This is a genomic window from Streptomyces rhizosphaerihabitans (genome assembly GCF_025399795.1).
Taxonomy (GTDB): Bacteria; Actinomycetota; Actinomycetes; order Streptomycetales; family Streptomycetaceae; genus Streptomyces; species Streptomyces rhizosphaerihabitans.
Genome location: NZ_JAODTZ010000068.1, coordinates 17899 through 37675, shown reverse-complemented (window position 1 = coordinate 37675; position 19777 = coordinate 17899). Strand labels below are relative to the sequence as shown.

The window sequence follows — 19777 nt, the reverse complement described above, 5'->3', positions numbered from 1 at the left end:
TGACTCAGTCATGTCCGCAACCATAACCGGTGACTATGTGCAGAATCTGTGGCCCCGGCCAATTCGCTGCCATATGAGCGGATTAAGAGAACTATGGAGTCACCTGTGAACCACGTCCGACGTGAACCAGAGCCTGACAAGCGGATGTTGCGGCGAGGCTTCCTGTCGGTGAGAAAGGGGTTGACGGCCGATGACGTGCGGGAAACCGCCGCCGCCCTCGCCGCCCGCGCCCTGGAGCTGCCCGAACTGGCGCACGCCCGCACAGTGGCGGCCTACGTCTCCGTGGGGAGCGAACCGGGCACCCTCGCGCTCCTGGACGCGCTCCGCGCCCGTGGGGTGCGCGTCCTCCTGCCGGTCCTGATGGCGGACAACGATCTGGACTGGGGGGCGTACAGCGGAGCGGACTCCCTCGCACCGGTCCGACACGGCGGGAAAATGGCCCTCTTGGAGCCGACCGGCGAGCGGCTGGGGCCGACGGCCGTCCAGGACGCGGACGCCGTTCTGCTGCCCGGTCTGGCCGTCGACGCGCGCGGGATGCGGCTGGGTCGCGGCGGCGGCTCGTACGACCGTGTACTGGCCCGCCTGGAGCACTCGGGCGCCGATCCCGCGCTGGTGGTGCTCCTGTACGACACCGAAGTCGTCGAGCGGGTCCCGGAGGAGGCGCACGACCGGCCCGTCCACGCGGTGGTGACGCCCTCCGGTGTGCGCCGCTTCCGCTGACGGGCGACGGGACGAAGGACGGCGAACCCCGAACGGCCGACGGCGGACGCCTGACGAAAGTGGCCCTCCACGCACGCATGGAGGGCCACTTTCGTCAGGCGCCGGTTTCCGGGCGTCAGGACCTCGACGCCCGCCCGGGCGTCACGGTTTCAGGACCAGGGTGTCGGTCGTCTTCTTGTCGACGGCCTTCTTGGTGAAGGCCCACGGCAGGAGTTCGCCCTTGGCCCACTTCTCCGTCTGGTCGGTGTAGTGGGCGCTGTAGGCGTGCCCCGAGGCGCCCGAGAGGTTTATCCACTTGGACTTGTCGAGGTCCTGGAGGTTGACGACCATCCGCATCGAGGGGACCCAGACCACTCCGTAGCCGCCCGCCGCGTTCCAGCCGGTCGCGTTGACCGTCGCCTCGCCGCCGCTGAGCTTCCAGGGGCCCCGGTTGAGCATGTACTGCAGGAAGCGGGGGCCTTCGGTACCGAGGGTCTGGTTCTTCAGGAACAGGCGGTGCAGCCGGCCCCAGCTCCAGGTGTCGATGTCCTTGCCGAGCTTGGCGGTCAGCTCCCAGCGGGCGTCCGTCATGGCCTGGCTGAACAGCTCGTCCCGGGTGTCGATCGGATTGTCCTTGCTCGTCTTGCGCGTCTTGGGCGACTTCCACCAGTCGTTGTTCTCGTCGTCGATGATCTTGCGGACGACCTCGAACCAGCGGTCGCCGCCGTCCGGCTGCGCCTGGTCCGCGTCGCGCTCGCCGCACTCACGCACGGTCTGGCCCTCGTCCGCGGGGCCGGTGGTGTCGATCCGGGGGACCCACAGGCACTGACCCTTGACCCGCAGCTCCTTGGGCAGCTTGTTGCCGAACGCGAGCTTGAGGATGTTGCGCCAGGTGGCGTTGAAGTAGGCGGCGGCCGCGGAGTCGGAGTCCTGGGTGTAGTCCCAGCCCTCCAGGAGCTTCTGCGCGTCGCGGACGTCCTTGTCGGCCACGTCGATCTTGAGCAGCCTGGGCACGATCAGCTTGGCGATCTCGCTGCTGTTGTCGAGCTGCATCTGGCGCATGTCATCGGTCGAGATCTTGGCGCCGCCCTTGGTCTTCGACTCGATCAGGTCGGTGATCCGCTGGCTGCGGGTGCCGTAGCCCCAGTCCGTGGTGAGCGTGTAGGGGTACTTGTCCGGCGCGACGACCGCCTGGTTGGCGGTCACGATGTAACCGCGCTCGGGGTTGTACTCGTAGGGCAGCGCGGACTGCTTGATGTAGCCGGTCCAGCGGTACTTGGAGTCCCAGCCGGGCGACGGGAGCGAGCCGTCGTCGCCCTTGGCGCGCGTGGGGATCTTGCCGGGGAGCTGGTACCCGATGTTGCCACTGGCGCCTGCGCCGTCGGCGTAGACCAGGTTCTGGGACGGCACCTCGAAGGACGCGGCCGCCTTGCGGAACTCGGTCCAGCTCGACGCCTTGTCCATCTCGAAGACGGCGTCCATGGTGTTGCCCGGGTCCAGCGCGGTCCAGCGCAGCGCTATCGCGTAGCCGTCGCCGCGGTCGGGCGCCCCGGCGTCGACGGTGGCCTTCTTGCCGACCTGGACCAGTTCGTCGTCACGGTCGGAGAGCAGCGGCATTCCGTCGTCCGTCTGCCGGACGACGATCGTCTTGGCGGCGCCGCCCGCGACCTCGATCGTTTCCTTGCGGGTCGTGAAGGGCAGCACCTTGCCGTCGTACTCGTAGCCCTCGCCGGTGATCTTCTCCAGGTAGAGGTCGGTGACGTCGACCCCGGAGTTGGTCATACCCCAGGCCATGTCCGCGTTGTGGCCGATGACCACGCCGGGCATGCCCGCGAAGGTGTAGCCGGAGACGTCGTACTGGCACGTGGCGGAGACGGCGGTGCAGTGCAGGCCCATCTGGTACCAGACCGAGGGCAGCGACGCCGACAGGTGCGGGTCGTTGGCCAGCAGCGGCTTGCCGGTGATGGTGTGGCTTCCCGCGACGACCCAGGAGTTGGAGCCGATGCCGTTGCCGTTCACGCCGACGGCGGTGGGCAGACCGTCGAGGACCTTGTAGAGCCCCGAGAGCTGGCTCTGGAACCCGGCGGGTGCCTCGGTGTTTCCCGTGAGCCCCGTGCCCGCCGTGGACGTCGAGGTGGTGCCGGTCTGGCTGTACGTCCCGGTGAGACTGTCGTACGAACCCGTCCGGACGATCGTCTTGTTCCGGCTGTACGGGTACTCCGGGTACAGGTCGGCGATCTGCTTCGGGCCGAGCCGGCTCGTCATCAGGGAGCGGTCGATCTCTTCCTGCATGTTGCCGCGCAGGTCCCAGGCCATCGCCTTGAGCCAGGCCACCGAGTCGACCGGGGTCCACTGGGTCGGCTTGTAGTCGTTGGTGAAACCGAGGGCCGCGTACTCCAGGGAGATGTCCTCGCCGTCCTTGCCCTTCAGGTAGGCGTTGACTCCCTTGGCGTACGACTGGAGGTACTTCTTCGTGGAGGCCGACAGCTTGGTGTCGTACTCCTTCTTCGCGACCCGGTCCCAGCCCAGGGTGCGCAGGAACTCGTCGTTCTTGACCTGGCCCTCACCGAACATCTCGGACAGCCGGCCCGAGGTCATGTGGCGGCGCACGTCCATCTCGTAGAACCGGTCCTGCGCCTGGACGAAGCCCTGGGCCATGAACAGGTCCTCGTCGGACGAGGCGTAGATCTGCGGGATCCCGTTGCCGTCGCGCTGCACGGTCACGGGACCCGACAGTCCGTCGAGCTGTATGGAGCCCTTGGTCTGCGGGAAGGAGGCGCGCACAGTGCTGATGCTCCAGTACGCGCCGAAGGCGATGCCTCCGATGATGGCGAGAACCAGGACAATCAAGAACAGTCGGGCTTTGCGCCCCTTCTTCCTGCCGGACTTGCCGGGCTGCTGGCCGGAAGAGGCGGTGGTGTTGGGGGGCATCGCTGTCCTTGCTGTCCTAACGCGAGCGGCAGGCGGTCCTGGAGTGCTGGGGCAACCATAGGCGCAGGGCCAACCGCGCCTTGACGCGGAGTAGGAAACCGGGAAGCACGACCGTTCGATCTTGCCTCCGGGAACGTCAAGAAAGCGTCAAGAGTTAGGTAAGGTAACGAAGTACTTGCACTGAAGTGGCCGGCTTCCGGTGCTCAGGTCCGGAGGCCGCCCACGGCGGGACCGGACCGGCGAGAAAGGAACAGCCCCTGACTGTCCACCACCTCAACCAGCTCCTGCTCGTGTGCTCGCTCGTCCTGCTCATCGCGGTCGCGGCGGTCCGGATCTCCTCACGCAGCGGGCTCCCCACGCTGCTCGTGTACCTGGGGATCGGCGTCGCGATCGGCCAGGACGGAGTCGGCGACGTCCACTTCAGCAACGCCGAGCTGACCCAGGTCATCGGGTACGCGGCCCTGGTCGTGATCCTGGCCGAAGGCGGTCTCGGCACGAAGTGGAAGGAGATCAGACCGGCCCTGCCGGCGGCCTCCTCGCTGGCAGTGGTGGGCGTCGCGGTGAGCGTCGGCGTCACGGCGACGGCCGCGCACTATCTGATCGGCCTGGAGTGGCGGCAGGCGCTCATCATCGGGGCGGTCGTCTCGTCGACGGACGCCGCGGCGGTCTTCTCGGTCCTGCGCAAAATCCCCCTCCCCGCGCGCGTGACGGGCATCCTGGAGGCCGAGTCGGGCTTCAACGACGCCCCGGTGGTCATCCTCGTCGTCGCGTTCTCCACGGCGGGACCGGTGGAGCACTGGTACGCGCTGATCGGCGAGATAGCGCTGGAGCTGGCCATCGGCGCCGCCATCGGGCTCGCGGTCGGCTGGCTGGGCGCGTACGCCCTGCGGCACGTGGCACTGCCGGCCTCCGGCCTCTACCCGATCGCCGTGATGGCGATCGCGGTCGTGGCGTACGCGGCCGGCGCGCTCGCCCACGGCAGCGGCTTCCTCGCCGTCTACCTCGCCTCCATGCTGCTCGGCAACGCGAAACTGCCGCACTGGCCCGCCACGCGCGGCTTCGCCGAGGGGCTCGGCTGGATCGCCCAGATCGGCATGTTCGTGCTGCTCGGCCTGCTGGTCACCCCGCACGAGATGGGCGACGACATCTGGCCCGCGCTCGTCATAGGCCTGGTGCTGACCATGGTGGCGCGACCGCTGAGCGTGGTCGTCAGCCTGCTGCCGTTCCGCATCCCGTGGCAGGAGCAGACGCTGCTGTCCTGGGCGGGGCTGCGCGGCGCCGTTCCCATCATCCTGGCGACGATCCCGATGGTGAGCGGCATCGCCGAGAGCAAGCGGATCTTCAACATCGTCTTCGTCCTGGTCGTCGTCTACACCCTCGTCCAGGGCCCGACACTGCCCTGGCTGGCCCGCAAACTCCGTCTCGGGGAGTCTCCCGGGGCGGCCGACCTGGGCATCGAATCGGCGCCCCTGGAGCGGCTGCGCGGCCATCTGCTGTCCGTCGCGATCCCCAAGGGGTCGCGTATGCACGGTGTCGAGGTGGGCGAACTGCGGCTGCCCCCGGGCGCGGCGGTCACCCTCGTCGTCCGCGACGCGAAGTCCTTCGTGCCGATGCCCACGACGGTGCTGCGGCTCGGCGACGAACTGCTGGTGGTGGCGACCGACCCGGTCCGGGACGCGGCCGAGAGGCGACTGCGCGCGGTGGGCCAGGGCGGCAAGCTCGCCGACTGGCTGGGAATCGGCGACGGCGACGGCGGGGCGGAACATCGCACGAGGCACCGCACAGGCCTTTGACGCGACGCTGGACGGACTCTTACGGGACACCGGACACGCTTCTTACGAAACCCCGAACAGGACCCGAAGAAGCGAGAGGCATTCACAGGCGCGCGATCCCGTGGTGCTCATTTTCACAGGTGTGGCGACACCCACCCCCTGTACGATGAAGGCACACCTTGATCGAACCAACTCTGCCTGACGCAGAGCTGGCGCGACCGTATGGCGGCCGTGACGTCCTCCCGCAGGAGGCGCCGGTATCTACCGCAGATCCGCGCAAGAGGACAGCTCTCGGCGCCCCCCGCACGGGCGCGCTACCAGGCGGCAGAAAGGCACGGGCCGTGGCATCCACGGTCACCTCCCGTCCTGGATACGGACAGCTGCTGCGCACCCGCGGCGCCTGGACGTTCCTGCTCCCCGGCTTCGCGGCCCGCCAGCCGTTCGCCATGCTGACGATCTCCATCGTGCTGCTCGTGCAGCACACCACCGGCTCGTACGGCGCGGCCGGCGCGGTCGCCGCCGTCACCGGTGTCTCCATGGCGCTGTTCGCGCCCTTCACCGGACGTCTGGCCGACCGGCACGGACAGCGGGCCGTCCTGCTGCCCGGCGTCCTCGTGCACACCGTGGCCGGCTTCTCCTTGACCGCGCTCGCGCTGGCGGGCGCCCCCTTGTGGGCGCTTTTCGCGGCCGCCGTGCCGACCGGCGCCTCGGTGCCGCAGGTCGGCCCCATGGTGCGGGCCCGCTGGGGCGTGAAGCTTCAGGGCTCGCCCCTGATGTCGACCGCGGCGGCCTTCGAGTCCGTCACGGACGAGTTGACCTTCGTCTTCGGCCCGCTGCTCGCCACCGCGCTGTGCACGGCTGTCGATCCCGCCGCGGGCCTGCTGACCGAGGCTTCGCTGACTCTGATCGGCGGTCTGCTGTTCGCCGCGCAGAAGAGCACACAGCCATCGGTCGCCCTCGCCGGACACGCGCGCGTGGAGCACGGTTCCGCTCTGCGGATCCCCGGAGTACGCGTTCTGATCATGACCTTCCTGGGCATCGGCTCCGTCTTCGGCGGTATGCAGGTCTCGCTGGCCGCGTACAGCGAGTCGATCGGCGAGCCCGGCCTGAACGGTGTCCTGTACGGCGTCTTCGCGGCGGGCAACATGCTCTCCGGCATCGTCTGCGGCGCCATCGCCTGGAAGGTGGCCCCGCAGCGACGGCTCGTCCTCGGGTACGCCGCCCTCGCGCTGGCCGCCTCCGGGCTGTGGGCGGCGAACTCGGTGATCGCGCTCGCCGGCCTCGGTCTTGTCGTCGGTATGTGCATCGCGCCGACCCTGATCACCGGCTACACCCTGGTCGAGAGCCTCGTTCCGCAGGGCGCCCGCACCGAGGCCTTCACCTGGCTCACCGGCGCCGTCGCGCTCGGCCAGGCGGCAGCCGTCACCGTCGCCGGACAACTGGAGGACAGGCTCTGGGACGGCGCCGGATTCCTGGTGCCGATGGCCGGTACCGCGCTGGCCCTGGCAACCCTGGTGGCACTGCGCTCACGCCTCGCCACACAGGCCCCGAGCCGAGCCGTCGCACGTGGCGTCGGTCACCGCGTGCCGGTGACAGTGGACTGATCTCGCGGAATACGTCAGTATGGACCGTCGTTAGCACTCACTGAGTGAGAGTGCCAGGAGGAAGACAAGTGCCGACCTACCAGTACCAGTGCACCGCGTGCGGCGAGGGCCTCGAGGCGGTGCAGAAGTTCACCGATGACGCCCTGACCGAATGCCCGAACTGCAGCGGCCGCCTGAAGAAGGTGTTCTCGGCCGTCGGCATTGTCTTCAAGGGCTCCGGCTTCTACCGCAACGACAGCCGCGGCTCCTCGTCGAGCAGTTCACCGGCTTCCAAGTCGGCGACGTCCACGTCCTCGTCGGACTCGAAGTCCTCGTCGTCGGCGTCCACGTCGTCGTCCTCGGACACGAAGTCGTCGGGCACCGGCTCGTCGAGCAGTTCCGCCGCTTAGGGCCTCCGCGGTCCGCCGGGGCTCCTGCCCCGGCCCAGCCGTCTCCGCGAGGCCCCACAAGGCTCGTTTCCACAGGACCCCGTCGTCGTACGACGACGGGGTCCTCGGCGTTCCCCCGTCCCGGCTAGGGTGCCGTTCATGGCGAACACGGAGAACCCACAGACCCCGGCCGAGGAGCAGTCGACGGCCTTGGCCGAGATCGGCGTCATCGGCGGCTCGGGCTTCTACTCGTTCCTCGACGACGTGACCGAGCTGCAGGTGGACACGCCTTACGGGCCGCCCAGCGACTCGCTGTTCCTCGGCGAGATCGCCGGTCGGCGGGTCGCCTTCCTCCCCCGCCACGGCCGCGGCCACCATCTGCCACCGCACCGCATCAACTACCGGGCCAACCTGTGGGCGCTGCGCTCCGTCGGCGCCCGCCAGATCCTCGGCCCCTGCGCCGTCGGCGGACTGCGTCCGGAGTACGGGCCCGGAACCCTGCTCGTTCCGGACCAGTTCGTGGACCGTACGAAGTCACGGCCGCAGTCCTACTTCGACGGGCTGCCGCTGCCGGACGGCTCGGTGCCGAACGTCGTGCATGTGTCGCTGGCCGACCCGTACTGCCCCGTCGGACGCGAGGTCGCCCTGCGAGCGGCCCGCGGACGGGACTGGGAGCCGGTGGACGGCGGCACGCTCGTGGTCATAGAGGGTCCGCGGTTCTCCACCCGGGCCGAATCACTCTGGCACCAGGCGCAGGGCTGGTCGGTGGTCGGCATGACCGGGCACCCCGAGGCCGCGCTCGCCCGTGAACTGGAGCTCTGCTACACGTCGTTGACGCTGGTCACCGACCTCGACGCGGGGGCCGGGACCGGCGAGGGCGTCTCGCACGACGAGGTGCTGAAGGTGTTCGCGGCGAATGTGGACCGGCTGCGGGGCGTGCTCTTCGACGCGGTCGCCGGACTGCCGGCGAACGGAACACGGGACTGCCTGTGCACGACGGCCCTGGGCGGGATGGACCCCGGCTTCGAGCTGCCGTAACGGCGGCCGCTGCGATCCCACCCAGCCCTGACCGGGCCCTCGTCCCGCCCGGTCCGATCCCGGTGACAGGTGGCGGGTCGCAGGTGACCGGGGCCGCGGGGCGGTCGCCGTGGCCCGCGTCTGCACGGTGGCCGTCCCCATCGCAGTGGCCCTCGCCGCCGCGGTGACTCCTGCCATCGCGGTGGTCCTCAGCATCGCAGTGGCCGGCGACGGTGCACCCGGTGTGAGCGCGCCGTCGCGAAGGCGGAGTCTCTCGGGCCGAACGCGGGCGGAACCTCCCGTTCGGGTGAGGGAGTTGTCCACAATTCCTCGGTGATCCACGGGCTCCAGCGGGCTTCGCGGCGAGACCTCATCGTGGGATCGCAAGCCGATCCCTCGTCGCAGGTGGTGGTCACCATGGCACAGCTCCCTCAACTCATCCGCCCGCCCGGCGCGGACGCGCCTCCGACCTGCGAGGTGCCCCAGTTCGCGCCCCTCCGTGTGCGGGGCGGGCGGTATCGGCTGCGGCTCCTCGCGCACCACAGGCGGCGAGCGGTCGCCGCCGGCCTGGCGATGACGGCGGCCGCCCTCGTGGCAGCCGGCCCGGGGAACACCGAGCGGGCGCGCGGGCATCCGACGTCCGCGCCCCCTGCCGCGTCCGCTTCCACCACCGCTTCCACGCCTGCACACGGGCAGGGCGCGGTCGAGACGGTGAGGGCGCCGGTCCGGATCGCGGACGGTGCCACGGTGAGCCTGTTGCGTCCCGGCGACCGGGTCGACGTGGTCGCCGCGGACAGCGGCGGTGCGGCGCGCGTGGTCGCGACCGGGGCACGGGTCACCGGGGTTCCGGACGTCGGGGCCACCGACACGGGAGCCCTCGTCATCCTCTCCGTCCCGCGCACGACGGCCGCACGGCTGGCCGGTGCCGGCACCACATCACGGCTGGCGGTGACGCTGCGATGAGTGACGAAACTGTGTCAAGTCCGTCGTTCGAGCTACCCAGTCGGACGGGCCCGGAACGCCCTGCCGTAGGTTGCGGAGCTGTTTGTTCCACAACCTGTGCGGAGGGGCCTCCCAGTGAGCGAAAACAAGCAGCCCGGTGTCCTGGAGGGCTTCAAGGCCTTTCTGATGCGTGGCAACGTCATCGACCTGGCCGTCGCCGTGGTCATCGGCGCCGCCTTCACCAACATCGTCAACTCCGTGGTGAAGGGCATCATCAACCCGCTGGTCGGCGCTGTCGGTACGAAGAACCTCGACAGCTACAACTCCTGCCTGGAAGGTCCGTGCCGGGGCAGCGGGACGACCGCCACGGGTATCCGCATCATGTGGGGCTCGGTGCTGGGCGCCACGCTCAGCTTCGTGATCACTGCCGCCGTCGTCTACTTCCTCATGGTTCTGCCGATGGCCAAGTTCCTGGCCCGGCAGGCGGCTCGCCAGAAGGCGAAGGAAGGCACGCGCGAGGTCATCGAGGTGTCCGAGCTGGAGGTCCTGAAGGAGATCCGCGACGCGCTGGTCGTCCAGCGCGGTCCGGGACGCCGCGAGTACTGACGGCGAAGCTGTGGGCCCGCGCCCGGAAAATCGGGTGGCTCCGACGTCAGGAGACCGGGGGCCGGGAGACCAGTCCGGGACCTGGGCCTCAGGAGACCGGGCGCCTGGAACCCCGGGGCCGGGAGACCGAAATCCGGGGATCCGGGAGCTTCGAGCTCAGTGGCGGGGAATACGGCAGCCACAAGGCCAGGGGCCGGGCTCAGATGTGGTGGGGCGGCTTCTCGTCGAGGAAGCGCTTCAGGTCGGCGGCACTGTCACCAGTGCTGTCGGCCCGCTCACCCCACCCACGGTCCGTATCGTCCGAGGACTGCTGGCTCAACGGATCGTCGAAGACCAGCGCCGGCTTCGGATCGCGCGGTTCGGGGGCGGGGGCGGGACTCATGCCCCAAGGGTACGCCGCGAGGGTGGCGGCCCGCCCGGCCTCGCCCGGGCGCCCCGCCGTCGCGTCAGCCGTGGGACCACCAGGAGGGGGCGGGCGGCGCGGGGCCCCGATCAGGTACCCGGCACCGGGTCGTCGCGAGCGGCCCCAAGAGCCCTCCGCCCCGGCGGATCCGGATCCCCGTGACACCTCTGACCTGGTATCCCGTCGAGCATTCGACCTCAGGGCCGCTTGTGAACGCATTCACAAGAATTTCCGGGACTTTTCTGCTGTGCTTGGCCGTATGACGTCCCGTCCCACTCCGGAATCCGCCGCGACACCACGGCCCACAGGCCGCCGGCCGCTGCGCAGAATGACCGCACGCGGCCGTGACGAGGAGCACCGGGTCGCGTCACCGCTGGAGCTCCTGTTCGACCTGTGTTTCGTGGTGGCCATCGCCCAGGCGGGCTCCCAACTGGTGCACGCCGTGGCGGAGGGTCACGCGGGTGAGGGCATCCTCAACTACGCGATGATCTTCTTCGCCATTTGGTGGGCCTGGATGAACTTCAGTTGGTTTGCTTCGGCTTACGACAATGACGATGTTCTCTACCGGGTCGTCACTCTGGTGCAGATCGCCGGCGTTCTGGTGCTCGCGGCCGGGGTGTCGAAAGCCTTCGCGAGTCACGACTTCCTGGTCGTCTGGCTCGGCTACGCGATCATGCGGTTCGCCATGATCGCGCAATGGCTACGGGTGGCACGGTCCACCGAGGGAGCCGAGAGAACCATGGCGCTGCGGTACGCGGGCGGCGTACTGCTGTGCCAGGTCGGCTGGCTCGGACTGCTGCTCGCCCCGGAGGCGGGCCGACCGTGGGTGTTCCTGGTGGTGGCTGTCGCCGAGCTGTCCGTCCCGGTGTTCGCGGAGAAGGACTTCACCACGTCCTGGCATCCGCACCACATCTCCGAGCGGTACGGACTGTTCACGATCATCGTGCTGGGCGAGACGATCGCCGCCGCCACGGTCGCGGTGAAGTCGGCCGTCGACGAGCACGACGCCCTGGGCGAGCTCCTGCCCATCGCCGCCGGTGGGCTGCTGATCGTGTTCTCCGCCTGGTGGATCTACTTCGTGGTGCCCATCCACGGGCATCTGCGGTCCAACGGGCAGGCATTCCTGTGGGGGTACGGCCACTATCTGATCTTCGCGTCGGCTGCCGCGATCGGCGCGGGTCTGGAGGTCGCGGTGGAGCAGACGGTCGGCACCGCGCACATCTCGGCACTCTCGGCGTCCGCCGCCGTGACACTGCCGACGGCGTTGTACTTCCTCGCCGTCTGGGCACTGCACTCCCGGCACTTCAAGGTCGGCATCGCCCAGCAGCTCGTTCTGCCGACCACCGCGCTGCTCGTCATCCTGTGCACCTTCCTGGGCGACTGGGCGGTACTCGCCGCGGGCATCGTCTCGGCACTGGCTGTGGCGGTCGGGGTGGTGATGACGACGCGGATGGTGACACGGGAAGCGGCGGGCGGCTCGGCAAGGAGCGCGTAGCGAGACGAGCAGGGGATGCGTGGAGGAGTCGAGCAAGGCGTGCGCAAGAAGGGGGGCAAGGCGTGCGTGGGAAGGGGAGCAGGACGTACGCAGGACGTACGCAGGGAGAGGCGCAGGGAGAGGCGCAGGGCGTACGTGGGGAGAGGATGGCGCGCCGTCGGAATCGGCGTGTGCCCCCAGGCCTCGGCATCGGAGTCGGCGCGTGACCCCAGGCCGTCGGGCTGCCGCTGCCGGGGTCCGAGGCCGGGGAACACTGGGCTCATGACAGTTGACGCTCTGACAGATGTCGTGGGTCTGCGGGTGGGACACGCGACGCGCACCGGGGACGGTTGGCTCACGGGGACGACGGTGGTGCTCGCTCCCGAGGGAGGTGTGATCGCCGCCGTGGACGTGCGCGGCGGCGGGCCCGGCACCAAGGAGACGGACGCGCTCGATCCGCGCAACCTCGTGCAGAAGATCGAGGCGGTCGTACTGACCGGCGGCAGCGCGTTCGGGCTGGACTCGGCGTCGGGCGTGATGGCGTGGCTGGAGGAGCGGGGACGCGGAGTGCGCGTGGGGCCGGACCCCACGCACGTCGTGCCCGTCGTGCCCGCCGCCTGCGTCTTCGATCTCGGACGCGGCGGCGACTTCCGGTCACGGCCGGACGCTGCCACCGGACGCGCCGCCGTCGAGGCGGCCGACGCGACTGCGTCGGGCTCACCGGTGCGCGAGGGAAGCGTGGGTGCCGGTACCGGGGCAGTGGTCGGGCAGCTCAAGGGCGGGGTCGGGACGGCGAGCGCGGTGCTGGAGTCCGGCATCACGGTGGCCGCGCTGGTGGTGGCCAACGCGGCGGGCTCGGTCGTGGAACCGGAGACGGGCGCGCTGTACGGAGAGTTGACGCGCGGACGGACGGTGTGTCCGTCCGCCGCGGTGCGCGAGTCCGCCCGGCGGCGGCTCGCGGAGGCCACCGCGAGGAACGCGCCGCCCCCGTTGAACACCACGCTCGCCGTCGTCGCGACCGACGCCGTTCTGACGCGGGCGCAGGCGCAGAAACTCGCGGGTACGACGCACGACGGGATCGCGCGCGCCGTGCGGCCGGTGCATCTGCTGAACGACGGGGACACGGTGTTCGCGCTGGCCACGGGCACCCGGCCGCTCGTCGCCGAGAACCCCCTGGCGCTCAACGAGATCCTCGCGGCGGGCGCGGACCTGGTGACGCGCGCGATCGTGCGTGCCGTGCGTGCCGCGGAGTCGGTGGACGGGCCGGGCGGGGCATGGCTGTCGTACGAAGAACTCTACGGAGAAAGCCAGTTGGGCGATCCCCCCGGTTCACTCACATGATGATGCTCGACCGGGTGACGGTGATCCGGCTCGGGTAGTGGCGATCCCGCCCAGGTGGTGGTGATCCGGCTCGGGGACGGCGATCGGCCCGGGTGGCGGTGATCCGGCCCGGGTGGTGGTGATCGGCTCGGAGTGACGGGAACCAGTTGAGTCGCCGATCGCGTTCTCTCCATGTACGGGGGCGGATCTCGACTCCCTCGTCGGGGAAGCCGTAGCGGTCGGGAACTGTTCCGGCAAGACCGTCGTGCCGGACAATGGCCTCAACGGCTTGAACCGTTCGTGGAGCGCGTGGACCGCGGGAAGTGCCGTCTGACGAGGGCCTTTTGACGTCCTTGCGAGGCGCGTGGGAACTTGCCGCGCGGCCCGCCCGTTTTCCGTCCGTACGTTTTCTCGGTTCGCGGACATGATGTCCGACCGAGGGGCTACGGTATGCACCCACAAGGTGACATGCAGCAACGCCGGGAGAAACCTTGAGCGTTCCGTACGAGACAGCAGCGTACGAACCACCCGAGTCGCCCGAGTCTCCGGAGGAGCATCTCGCACGACTTCTGGGCCGCGCCCTGAACTCGTTCGAGCTGCCCGACGAGGCGATACGGCGACTCGACTGCGCGCTGGCGCACGACAGCTCGCTGCACTCCGCGCATCACAGCGCGGGGCTGCACCGGGAGACGTACCGCCACACGTGGCTGCTCGCCGACGGTTCCGCCGTCACGCTGTGGGAACTCGTGCACAACACGGCGACCGGTCGCGACGCACAGCACGAGGTCTACGCCGACGAGGAGGAGTTGCGCGCCGCCACGGCCCGACTCCCCCTCCCGCCGGACGCACCGGACTTCGAGCTGCCCGTGTTCGTGCAGTTGTCGGCGATCCCCGAGCCGCGTCACACCTATGTGCCCGACGACTCCGCCGATCACGCGCGCCGGCTCCTGCGGCGCGCGGAGAATCCGGACCGGCCGGGCGCGGAACTCACGACGCTCCTGCTCCGGGAGGCGTTCGCGCACCAGATCACGCAGGCCTTCGGGCGCCCCTGCCGCGCCGGTCAGGCGGGGCTGTGCTTCTCGCTCTACGAGCACGCGTTCCTACTGCGCGACGGGCAGGAGATCTCCCTGTGGGAGGTCGAGCACACGGCGACGCCGGACCGGCGGCACATGTGCGAGGTGTACGCGACGGAGGACGCCGCCCGCGACGCGATGGAGCGACGCGCGGCACGGCTGGGCTGAAGCCCTGAAGCCCTGAAGCCGGAAGGGGCCCCAGCACCTGAGGTGCTGGGGCCCCTTCCGGCTTGGACCTCCGCGTCGCGCGGGTGGTGGCGGACCCGGGCAGAGATCAGCCGACGAATTCCGGCTTCCGGTCCTGCTTCGGATCCTGGTTCCGGTCCTGGTTCTGGTTCGAATCCTGGTTCTGGTCCTGGGGGTCCGTCTCGTCCTCCGCGCCCTCCACATGCTGTGCCGGCCGCTTCGGCAGCGCGAACATCAGCAGGAAGATGACGGTCAGCACCGCGGCGACCCAGCCCAGCGCGTGCTCGAAGGCGTTCGCGAAGGCCGGGCCCACCTGTGCGCGGGTCAGGTGGTCGCCGATCTCACCGAAGAAGACGACCGAGACCAGGCCGAGGCCGAGCGCGTTGCCCATCTGCTGCACGGTGTTGATCAGCCCCGACGCCGAGCCCGCGTGCTCACGCGGGACCTCCGAGAGCACCGCGTCCGTCAGCGGGGCGACGATGAAGCCCATGCCCGCGCCCATGACCACCAGCGGAAGAACCATCTGCCAGGAGGCGATGGACATGCCGTACCGGTCGGACTCCCAGATGTAGAGCAGGACTCCGAGCGCCATGAGCAGGGCGCCCCCCTGGAGCACCTTGCGCCCGAAGCGCGGAACCAGCAGCTGCACCGACATGCCCGCCGCCGCCGAGACCGCGATCGAGAACGGCACCCCGGTCAGACCGGCACGCAGCAGGCTCCAGCCGAGCCCGATCTGCATGTACAGCGTCCAGACCAGGAAGAAGATGCCGAGCGCGATACCGAAGACGGTCTGCACGGCGATGCCCGCCGCGAAACTCTTCACCTTGAACAGCGACAGCTCGACCAGCGGCGAACCGTCCCGCGCCGTCTTCCGCTTCTCGTACGCGACCAGCGCCGCGAAGACGACGAGGGAGCCGACCATCGACGCGTACCCCCACAGCGGCCAGTGCAGCTCACGGCCGCGGGTCAGCGGGTAGAGCAGCATCAGCAGGCCGAGGGTGACGAGGGTGACGCCGACGAGGTCGAGCTTGAGGGCCTTCGGGGCCTTGGACTCACTGATGAAGCGGCGGCCCAGGATCAGCGCGACGATGCCGACCGGCAAGTTGATGAGGAAGATCGGCCGCCACTCCAGGCCGAAGAGGTTCCACTCGGTGAGCAGTGCTCCGAGGAGCGGACCCGAGACGGCGCCCAGGCCGACGATCGCGCCGAAGAGGCCGAAGACCTTGCCGCGCTCGTGCGCCGGGAAGGTGGCGTGCACGATCGACAGCACCTGCGGCACCATCATCGCGGCCATGGCGCCCTGCAGAATGCGCGAGGCGACGAGCATCTCCGGGTTCGCCGCGAAGCCGCACAGCGCCGACGCGATCGTGAAACCGGCGATGCCGATCAGGAACAACCGCTTGCGGCCGTGGATGTCGCCGAGCCGCCCACCGGTGATGAGTCCCGCGGCGAAGGCCAGCGCATAGCCCGCGGTGATCCACTGGATCTGGCTGAACGTGGCGCCCGCGTCCCGCTGGATCGACGGGATCGCGATGTTGACGATCGTGACGTCGACCAGGTCCATGAAGGCCGCGGTCATCACGATGGCGAGAGCGAACCAGCGCCGTCGGTCGGCCGCCGCGCCGGGTTCCGGGCTGCTGAGAGCTGTCTCAGAGATGTCGGTGGAGGTCATGTCGTAAAGGTAGGCGCTGATTAGGTCAGATCATGTCCTAGTTCTGCGGCACCCTGGAAAACATGACGACCGATACGCCGGCGAGGCTTCTCCAGCTCCTCTCCCTCCTGCAGACGCCCCGCGAGTGGCCTGGCGGCGAGCTGTCCGAGCGCCTCGGGGTGTCCCGGCGCACGGTTCGCCGCGACATCGACCGGCTCCGCGAGCTGGGTTATCCGGTGCAGGCGACCAAGGGCGCGGACGGCGGTTACCGGCTGGTGGCAGGCAAGGCGATGCCGCCGCTCGTCCTCGACGACGAGGAGGCCGTGGCCATCGCGGTGGGCCTGCGGGCCGGCGCCGGGCACGCGGTCGCGGGCGTGGACGAGGCCTCGGTGCGGGCCCTCGCCAAGCTGGAGCAGGTGCTGCCGTCCCGGCTGCGCCATCGCGTGTCCACGCTTCAGGCCGCGACCACACCCCTGACCAGCGGAGACGGCGCGAGCATCGCGCCCGAGACACTCACCGTGATGGCGTCGAGCATCGCGGGAGGGGAGCGGCTGCGGTTCGCGTACCGCTCCGGGGACGGAACACCGTCGCGGCGGCTGACCGAGCCCTACCGGCTGGTCTCCACCGGCCGCCGCTGGTACCTCGTCGCGTACGACCTCGACCGTGAGGACTGGCGGACCTTCCGCGTCGACCGGGTGACCGAGCCCTTCGCGACGGGGGCCCGGTTCGCACCCCGCGAACTGCCGACCGGCAACGCCGCCGAATTCCTGCGGCAGTCGATGTACCGGCGTCAGGAGACGTACGCGTTCGACGTCGTCTTCGCCGCGCCGGCCGACTTCGTCGCGGCGCGCGTGCCCGCGTGGGTCGGTGCGCCCGAGCCGATCGACGAGCACAGCTGCCGCCTGCGGGCCTCCACCGGTGACTCGGTGGAGTGGCTGGCGGTGCGGATCGCGATGGTCGGCTGTGAGTTCGCGGTGCGGGGTCCGAGGGAACTGGTGGAGTACGTGAGGGACTTGGGTGCGCGGCTGAGCCGGGCGGGGGGAGTGCCGCAGACTGACGGCGCTTGACGGTCGACAGGGCGTGCGGGCCGGTGACACCCGCCGGGCCGTCAGGGACGGCAGGTTATGCCGCTGTGGCAGAATCTGCCATCCGGGTCACCCCGGGGTTCAGGTTCGGGGTGGCCCGTCCCCGTCCTGCCCGGAAACCGCAGCGCGATCCCGCCCGGAAACGGCATCGCAAACCCTGCCCGGAAACGGCATCACGATCCTGCCCGGAAACCGCATCGCGCGCGCCCCGTTCACTGCCGCTCGGCCCCGTTTCGAAGACCTTGGCCCGAAGACTCGAAGACGTTGGCCCGAAAACCTGCCCCGACCGAATCGGACCCCGGCGCGTCCCCGACTCGACGCGCTCGAACCACGGCTCGAAGACCTGACCCGAAGAACGCGGGGGCCCACAGTCGAATCCGTGGCTCCAGGTCTCGGCTCGCCCCCGGAACAGAACCCGACCCCCGGAACAGAAGTGGAGCCGAGCTTCGGCGCCAGGGGGGGGAGGCGCCGAAGCTCGGCTCTGGGAGAGTCCCGGCGCGGGGGGGGTGTGCGTCGGGACTCGGTTCTTGGGGGCGGTGCACTTCCGCCCGGTGGGGCTCTGAAGCGTGGGCCCTGAAGTCTTGTTCCCAGAGCCCAGCAGGTTGAAGCGGCCTTACATGGCCATGTCTGGTCGACTTGTGGCCAACGTGGCCTGCGTGCCCGTGCGCGGACCGGGCAAGGCGGGTCTCGCACACCCGCGGTGAATGAACCCGTACGGCCCACTCACCCCGCTCACCCGACTCCCCCCGTACGCTCCGCGCACACCTCTGTCGCTACGCCGCCGCGTCGAATCCGGTGTCGCGCGCCAGCTTCTTCAGTTCGAGCAGGGCGTGCTTCTCGATCTGGCGGATGCGTTCGCGCGTGAGCCCGTGCTCCTTGCCGACCTCCGTGAGCGTCCGCTCCCGGCCGTCCTCGATGCCGTACCGCATCTTGATGATGGAGGCGGTGCGCTGGTCGAGGTGGCCGATCAGGTCGTCCAGCTCCTCGCTGCGCAGCAGCGTGAGAACCGACTGCTCGGGCGACACGGCCGAGGTGTCCTCCAGCAGATCGCCGAACTGGGTCTCGCCCTCGTCGTCCACCGCCATGTTCAGTGAGACCGGGTCGCGGGCCCAGTCCAGCACATCGCCCACGCGCTCCGGCGTCGAACCGAGCTCGGCGGCTATCTCCGTGTGCTCGGGCTCCCGCCCGTTCTCACGGTTGAACTCGCGCTGCACGCGACGGATCCTGCCCAGTTCCTCGACCAGATGGACGGGGAGGCGGATCGTGCGCGACTGGTCGGCGATGGAACGGGTGATGGCCTGCCGGATCCACCAGGTGGCGTACGTCGAGAACTTGAAGCCCTTGCGGTAGTCGAACTTCTCGACCGCGCGCACCAGGCCGGCGTTCCCCTCCTGGATCAGGTCGAGCAGGGGCAGGCCGCTGCGCGGGTAACGGCGCGCCACGGCCACGACCAGCCGGAGGTTCGACCGGATGAATACGTCCTTCGCGCGCTCGCTGTCGGCGAACAGCGCCTCCAGCTCCTCACGGGACGCGTCCGCCTCGGCCTCCGCCTCGCCGTCGAGGATCTGCCGCGCGAACACACCCGCCTCGATGACCTGGGACAACTCGACTTCCTTGGCGGCGTCGAGCAGCGGTGTTCGCGCGATCTCGTCGAGGTACATGCCGACCAGGTCGCGGTCGGCGATTTCGCCGCCTCCGGCGCGAACACTGCGTGCCGCGTCGGCGGTCCCGCCGGTGGCGGACTTACGACGGGCGACGGCACGGGTTGCCATGCGTGCTCCCTTGCGTGGTGGGCTTGCGGGTGGTCCTGGACATCGGGTTTCACCCTCCCGGGTGCCCGGCATCTGATGGAAACAACGACTGGAATCAGGACAGAATTCCCAACCCGCACCTTGATTTTTCTGATCATGCAGTATCCTGTCGCACCACACAGGAGGGCTGATGCGGTCAGAACGTACAGATGTGCAGGTCAGGCCGGGAGTCGCAGCCGACCTCGGCGCGCTCACGGACCTCTACAACCACTACGTACGTGAGACGCCCATCACATTCGACACCGACGTCTTCACGCCGGAAGAACGTCGTCCGTGGCTGCTCTCCCACCCTGAAGACGGACCGCACCGCCTGATGGTTGCCACGGACACGGAATCACAGGCGATTCTTGGGTACGCCACATCCAGCGCTTTTCGCGCGAAGCCCGCCTACGCGACCTCCGTCGAGCTCACGGTCTACGTCGCCCCGGACGCCGCCCGCCGCGGCGTCGGCACGCTCCTCTACGAGGCCCTGTTGGCGGCGCTCGCCACCGAGGACCTGCACCGCGCCTACGCGGGCATCGCGCTGCCCAACGAAGCGTCCGTGCGCCTGCACGAACGCTTCGGGTTCCAGCACATCGGCACCTACCGGGAGGTCGGCCGCAAATTCGGCCGCTACTGGGACGTCGCCTGGTACGAGAAGGAACTCTCCCGCTAGAACTCGCCCTCCAGGGGCGCCGTTCGGATCACGCGCTATTCAGGTCACGCGCCGTTCAGTCACGCACCGTTCAGATCACTCTCCGATCAAGTGACGCGCCGTTCAAGCCACATGCCGTTCGCATCACGCACCGTTCAAGCCGCGCGGCGTTCCAGTCGCCCCGGATCGGGAACGCCTGGG

Annotated in this window: 16 protein-coding genes; 12 read left to right on the top strand and 4 right to left on the bottom strand. The window is 69.5% G+C overall.

All coding sequences use genetic code 11. The features are described 5' to 3' along the window. Positions 1–93 precede the first annotated feature (93 nt). Complete coding sequence (locus N4G66_RS40165; protein WP_261709252.1) at positions 94–720, top strand: 5-formyltetrahydrofolate cyclo-ligase; 627 nt, start codon at positions 94–96, stop codon at positions 718–720. Between the two features lie 141 nt (positions 721–861). On the opposite strand, the gene N4G66_RS40160 is transcribed toward N4G66_RS40165, so the two are convergent. Then, entirely contained in the window at positions 862–3630 is a 2769-nt protein-coding gene (locus N4G66_RS40160) for a penicillin acylase family protein (protein WP_261709251.1), read from the bottom strand. Between the two features lie 290 nt (positions 3631–3920). Between N4G66_RS40160 and N4G66_RS40155 the strand changes: the two genes are divergently transcribed. The 6 genes from N4G66_RS40155 (at position 3921) to N4G66_RS40130 (ending at position 9939) form a co-directional block, all read left to right on the top strand. Next, positions 3921–5423 carry a potassium/proton antiporter gene (locus N4G66_RS40155; RefSeq protein ID WP_315903749.1) on the top strand — a complete coding sequence of 501 codons (1503 nt, stop codon included), beginning with the start codon at positions 3921–3923 and terminating at the stop codon, positions 5421–5423. Positions 5424–5743: 320 nt separating this feature from the next. After that, positions 5744–7006, top strand: a complete 1263-nt coding sequence (locus N4G66_RS40150; protein ID WP_261709250.1) for an MFS transporter — start codon at positions 5744–5746, stop codon at positions 7004–7006. A gap of 68 nt (positions 7007–7074) precedes the next feature. After that, a complete protein-coding gene (locus N4G66_RS40145; protein ID WP_261709249.1) occupies positions 7075–7395 on the top strand; it encodes an FmdB family zinc ribbon protein in 321 nt (106 codons plus the stop codon). A gap of 138 nt (positions 7396–7533) precedes the next feature. After that, positions 7534–8412, top strand: coding sequence for an S-methyl-5'-thioadenosine phosphorylase (locus N4G66_RS40140; RefSeq protein ID WP_261709248.1), 879 nt, complete (start codon positions 7534–7536; stop codon positions 8410–8412). 396 nt (positions 8413–8808) lie between these two features. Beyond that, positions 8809–9354, top strand: coding sequence for a hypothetical protein (locus N4G66_RS40135; protein WP_261709247.1), 546 nt, complete (start codon positions 8809–8811; stop codon positions 9352–9354). Between the two features lie 114 nt (positions 9355–9468). Further along, positions 9469–9939 carry a large conductance mechanosensitive channel protein MscL gene (locus tag N4G66_RS40130; protein ID WP_261709246.1) on the top strand — a complete coding sequence of 157 codons (471 nt, stop codon included), beginning with the start codon at positions 9469–9471 and terminating at the stop codon, positions 9937–9939. 199 nt (positions 9940–10138) lie between these two features. Here N4G66_RS40130 and N4G66_RS40125 read toward each other — a convergent pair whose 3' ends face one another. Then, the gene (locus N4G66_RS40125; protein ID WP_261709245.1) at positions 10139–10321 is read right to left on the bottom strand and encodes a hypothetical protein; all 183 of its coding nucleotides are present in this window, start codon (positions 10319–10321) and stop codon (positions 10139–10141) included. 280 nt (positions 10322–10601) lie between these two features. Between N4G66_RS40125 and N4G66_RS40120 the strand changes: the two genes are divergently transcribed. From N4G66_RS40120 to N4G66_RS40110, 3 genes are all read left to right on the top strand, one after another. Then, on the top strand, positions 10602–11837 hold the full coding sequence (locus N4G66_RS40120; RefSeq protein ID WP_261709244.1) for a low temperature requirement protein A: 1236 nt from the start codon (positions 10602–10604) through the stop codon (positions 11835–11837). 261 nt (positions 11838–12098) lie between these two features. Then, positions 12099–13157, top strand: coding sequence for a P1 family peptidase (locus N4G66_RS40115; RefSeq protein WP_261709243.1), 1059 nt, complete (start codon positions 12099–12101; stop codon positions 13155–13157). Between the two features lie 470 nt (positions 13158–13627). After that, on the top strand, positions 13628–14377 hold the full coding sequence (locus N4G66_RS40110; RefSeq protein ID WP_261709242.1) for a DUF6227 family protein: 750 nt from the start codon (positions 13628–13630) through the stop codon (positions 14375–14377). Between the two features lie 106 nt (positions 14378–14483). On the opposite strand, the gene N4G66_RS40105 is transcribed toward N4G66_RS40110, so the two are convergent. Then, positions 14484–16067 carry an MFS transporter gene (locus tag N4G66_RS40105; protein ID WP_261709241.1) on the bottom strand — a complete coding sequence of 528 codons (1584 nt, stop codon included), beginning with the start codon at positions 16065–16067 and terminating at the stop codon, positions 14484–14486. A gap of 62 nt (positions 16068–16129) precedes the next feature. Between N4G66_RS40105 and N4G66_RS40100 the strand changes: the two genes are divergently transcribed. Then, positions 16130–17113, top strand: a complete 984-nt coding sequence (locus tag N4G66_RS40100; RefSeq protein WP_261709240.1) for a helix-turn-helix transcriptional regulator — start codon at positions 16130–16132, stop codon at positions 17111–17113. 791 nt (positions 17114–17904) lie between these two features. Here the strand turns inward: N4G66_RS40100 and N4G66_RS40095 are convergent. Continuing rightward, on the bottom strand, positions 17905–18903 hold the full coding sequence (locus N4G66_RS40095; protein WP_261709239.1) for a sigma-70 family RNA polymerase sigma factor: 999 nt from the start codon (positions 18901–18903) through the stop codon (positions 17905–17907). A gap of 169 nt (positions 18904–19072) precedes the next feature. On the opposite strand from N4G66_RS40095, the gene N4G66_RS40090 reads away from it, so the two are divergent. Then, positions 19073–19597 (top strand): GNAT family N-acetyltransferase, encoded by a 525-nt coding sequence (locus N4G66_RS40090; protein ID WP_261709238.1) that lies wholly within the window; start codon positions 19073–19075, stop codon positions 19595–19597. The last annotated feature ends 180 nt before the right edge of the window (positions 19598–19777 follow it).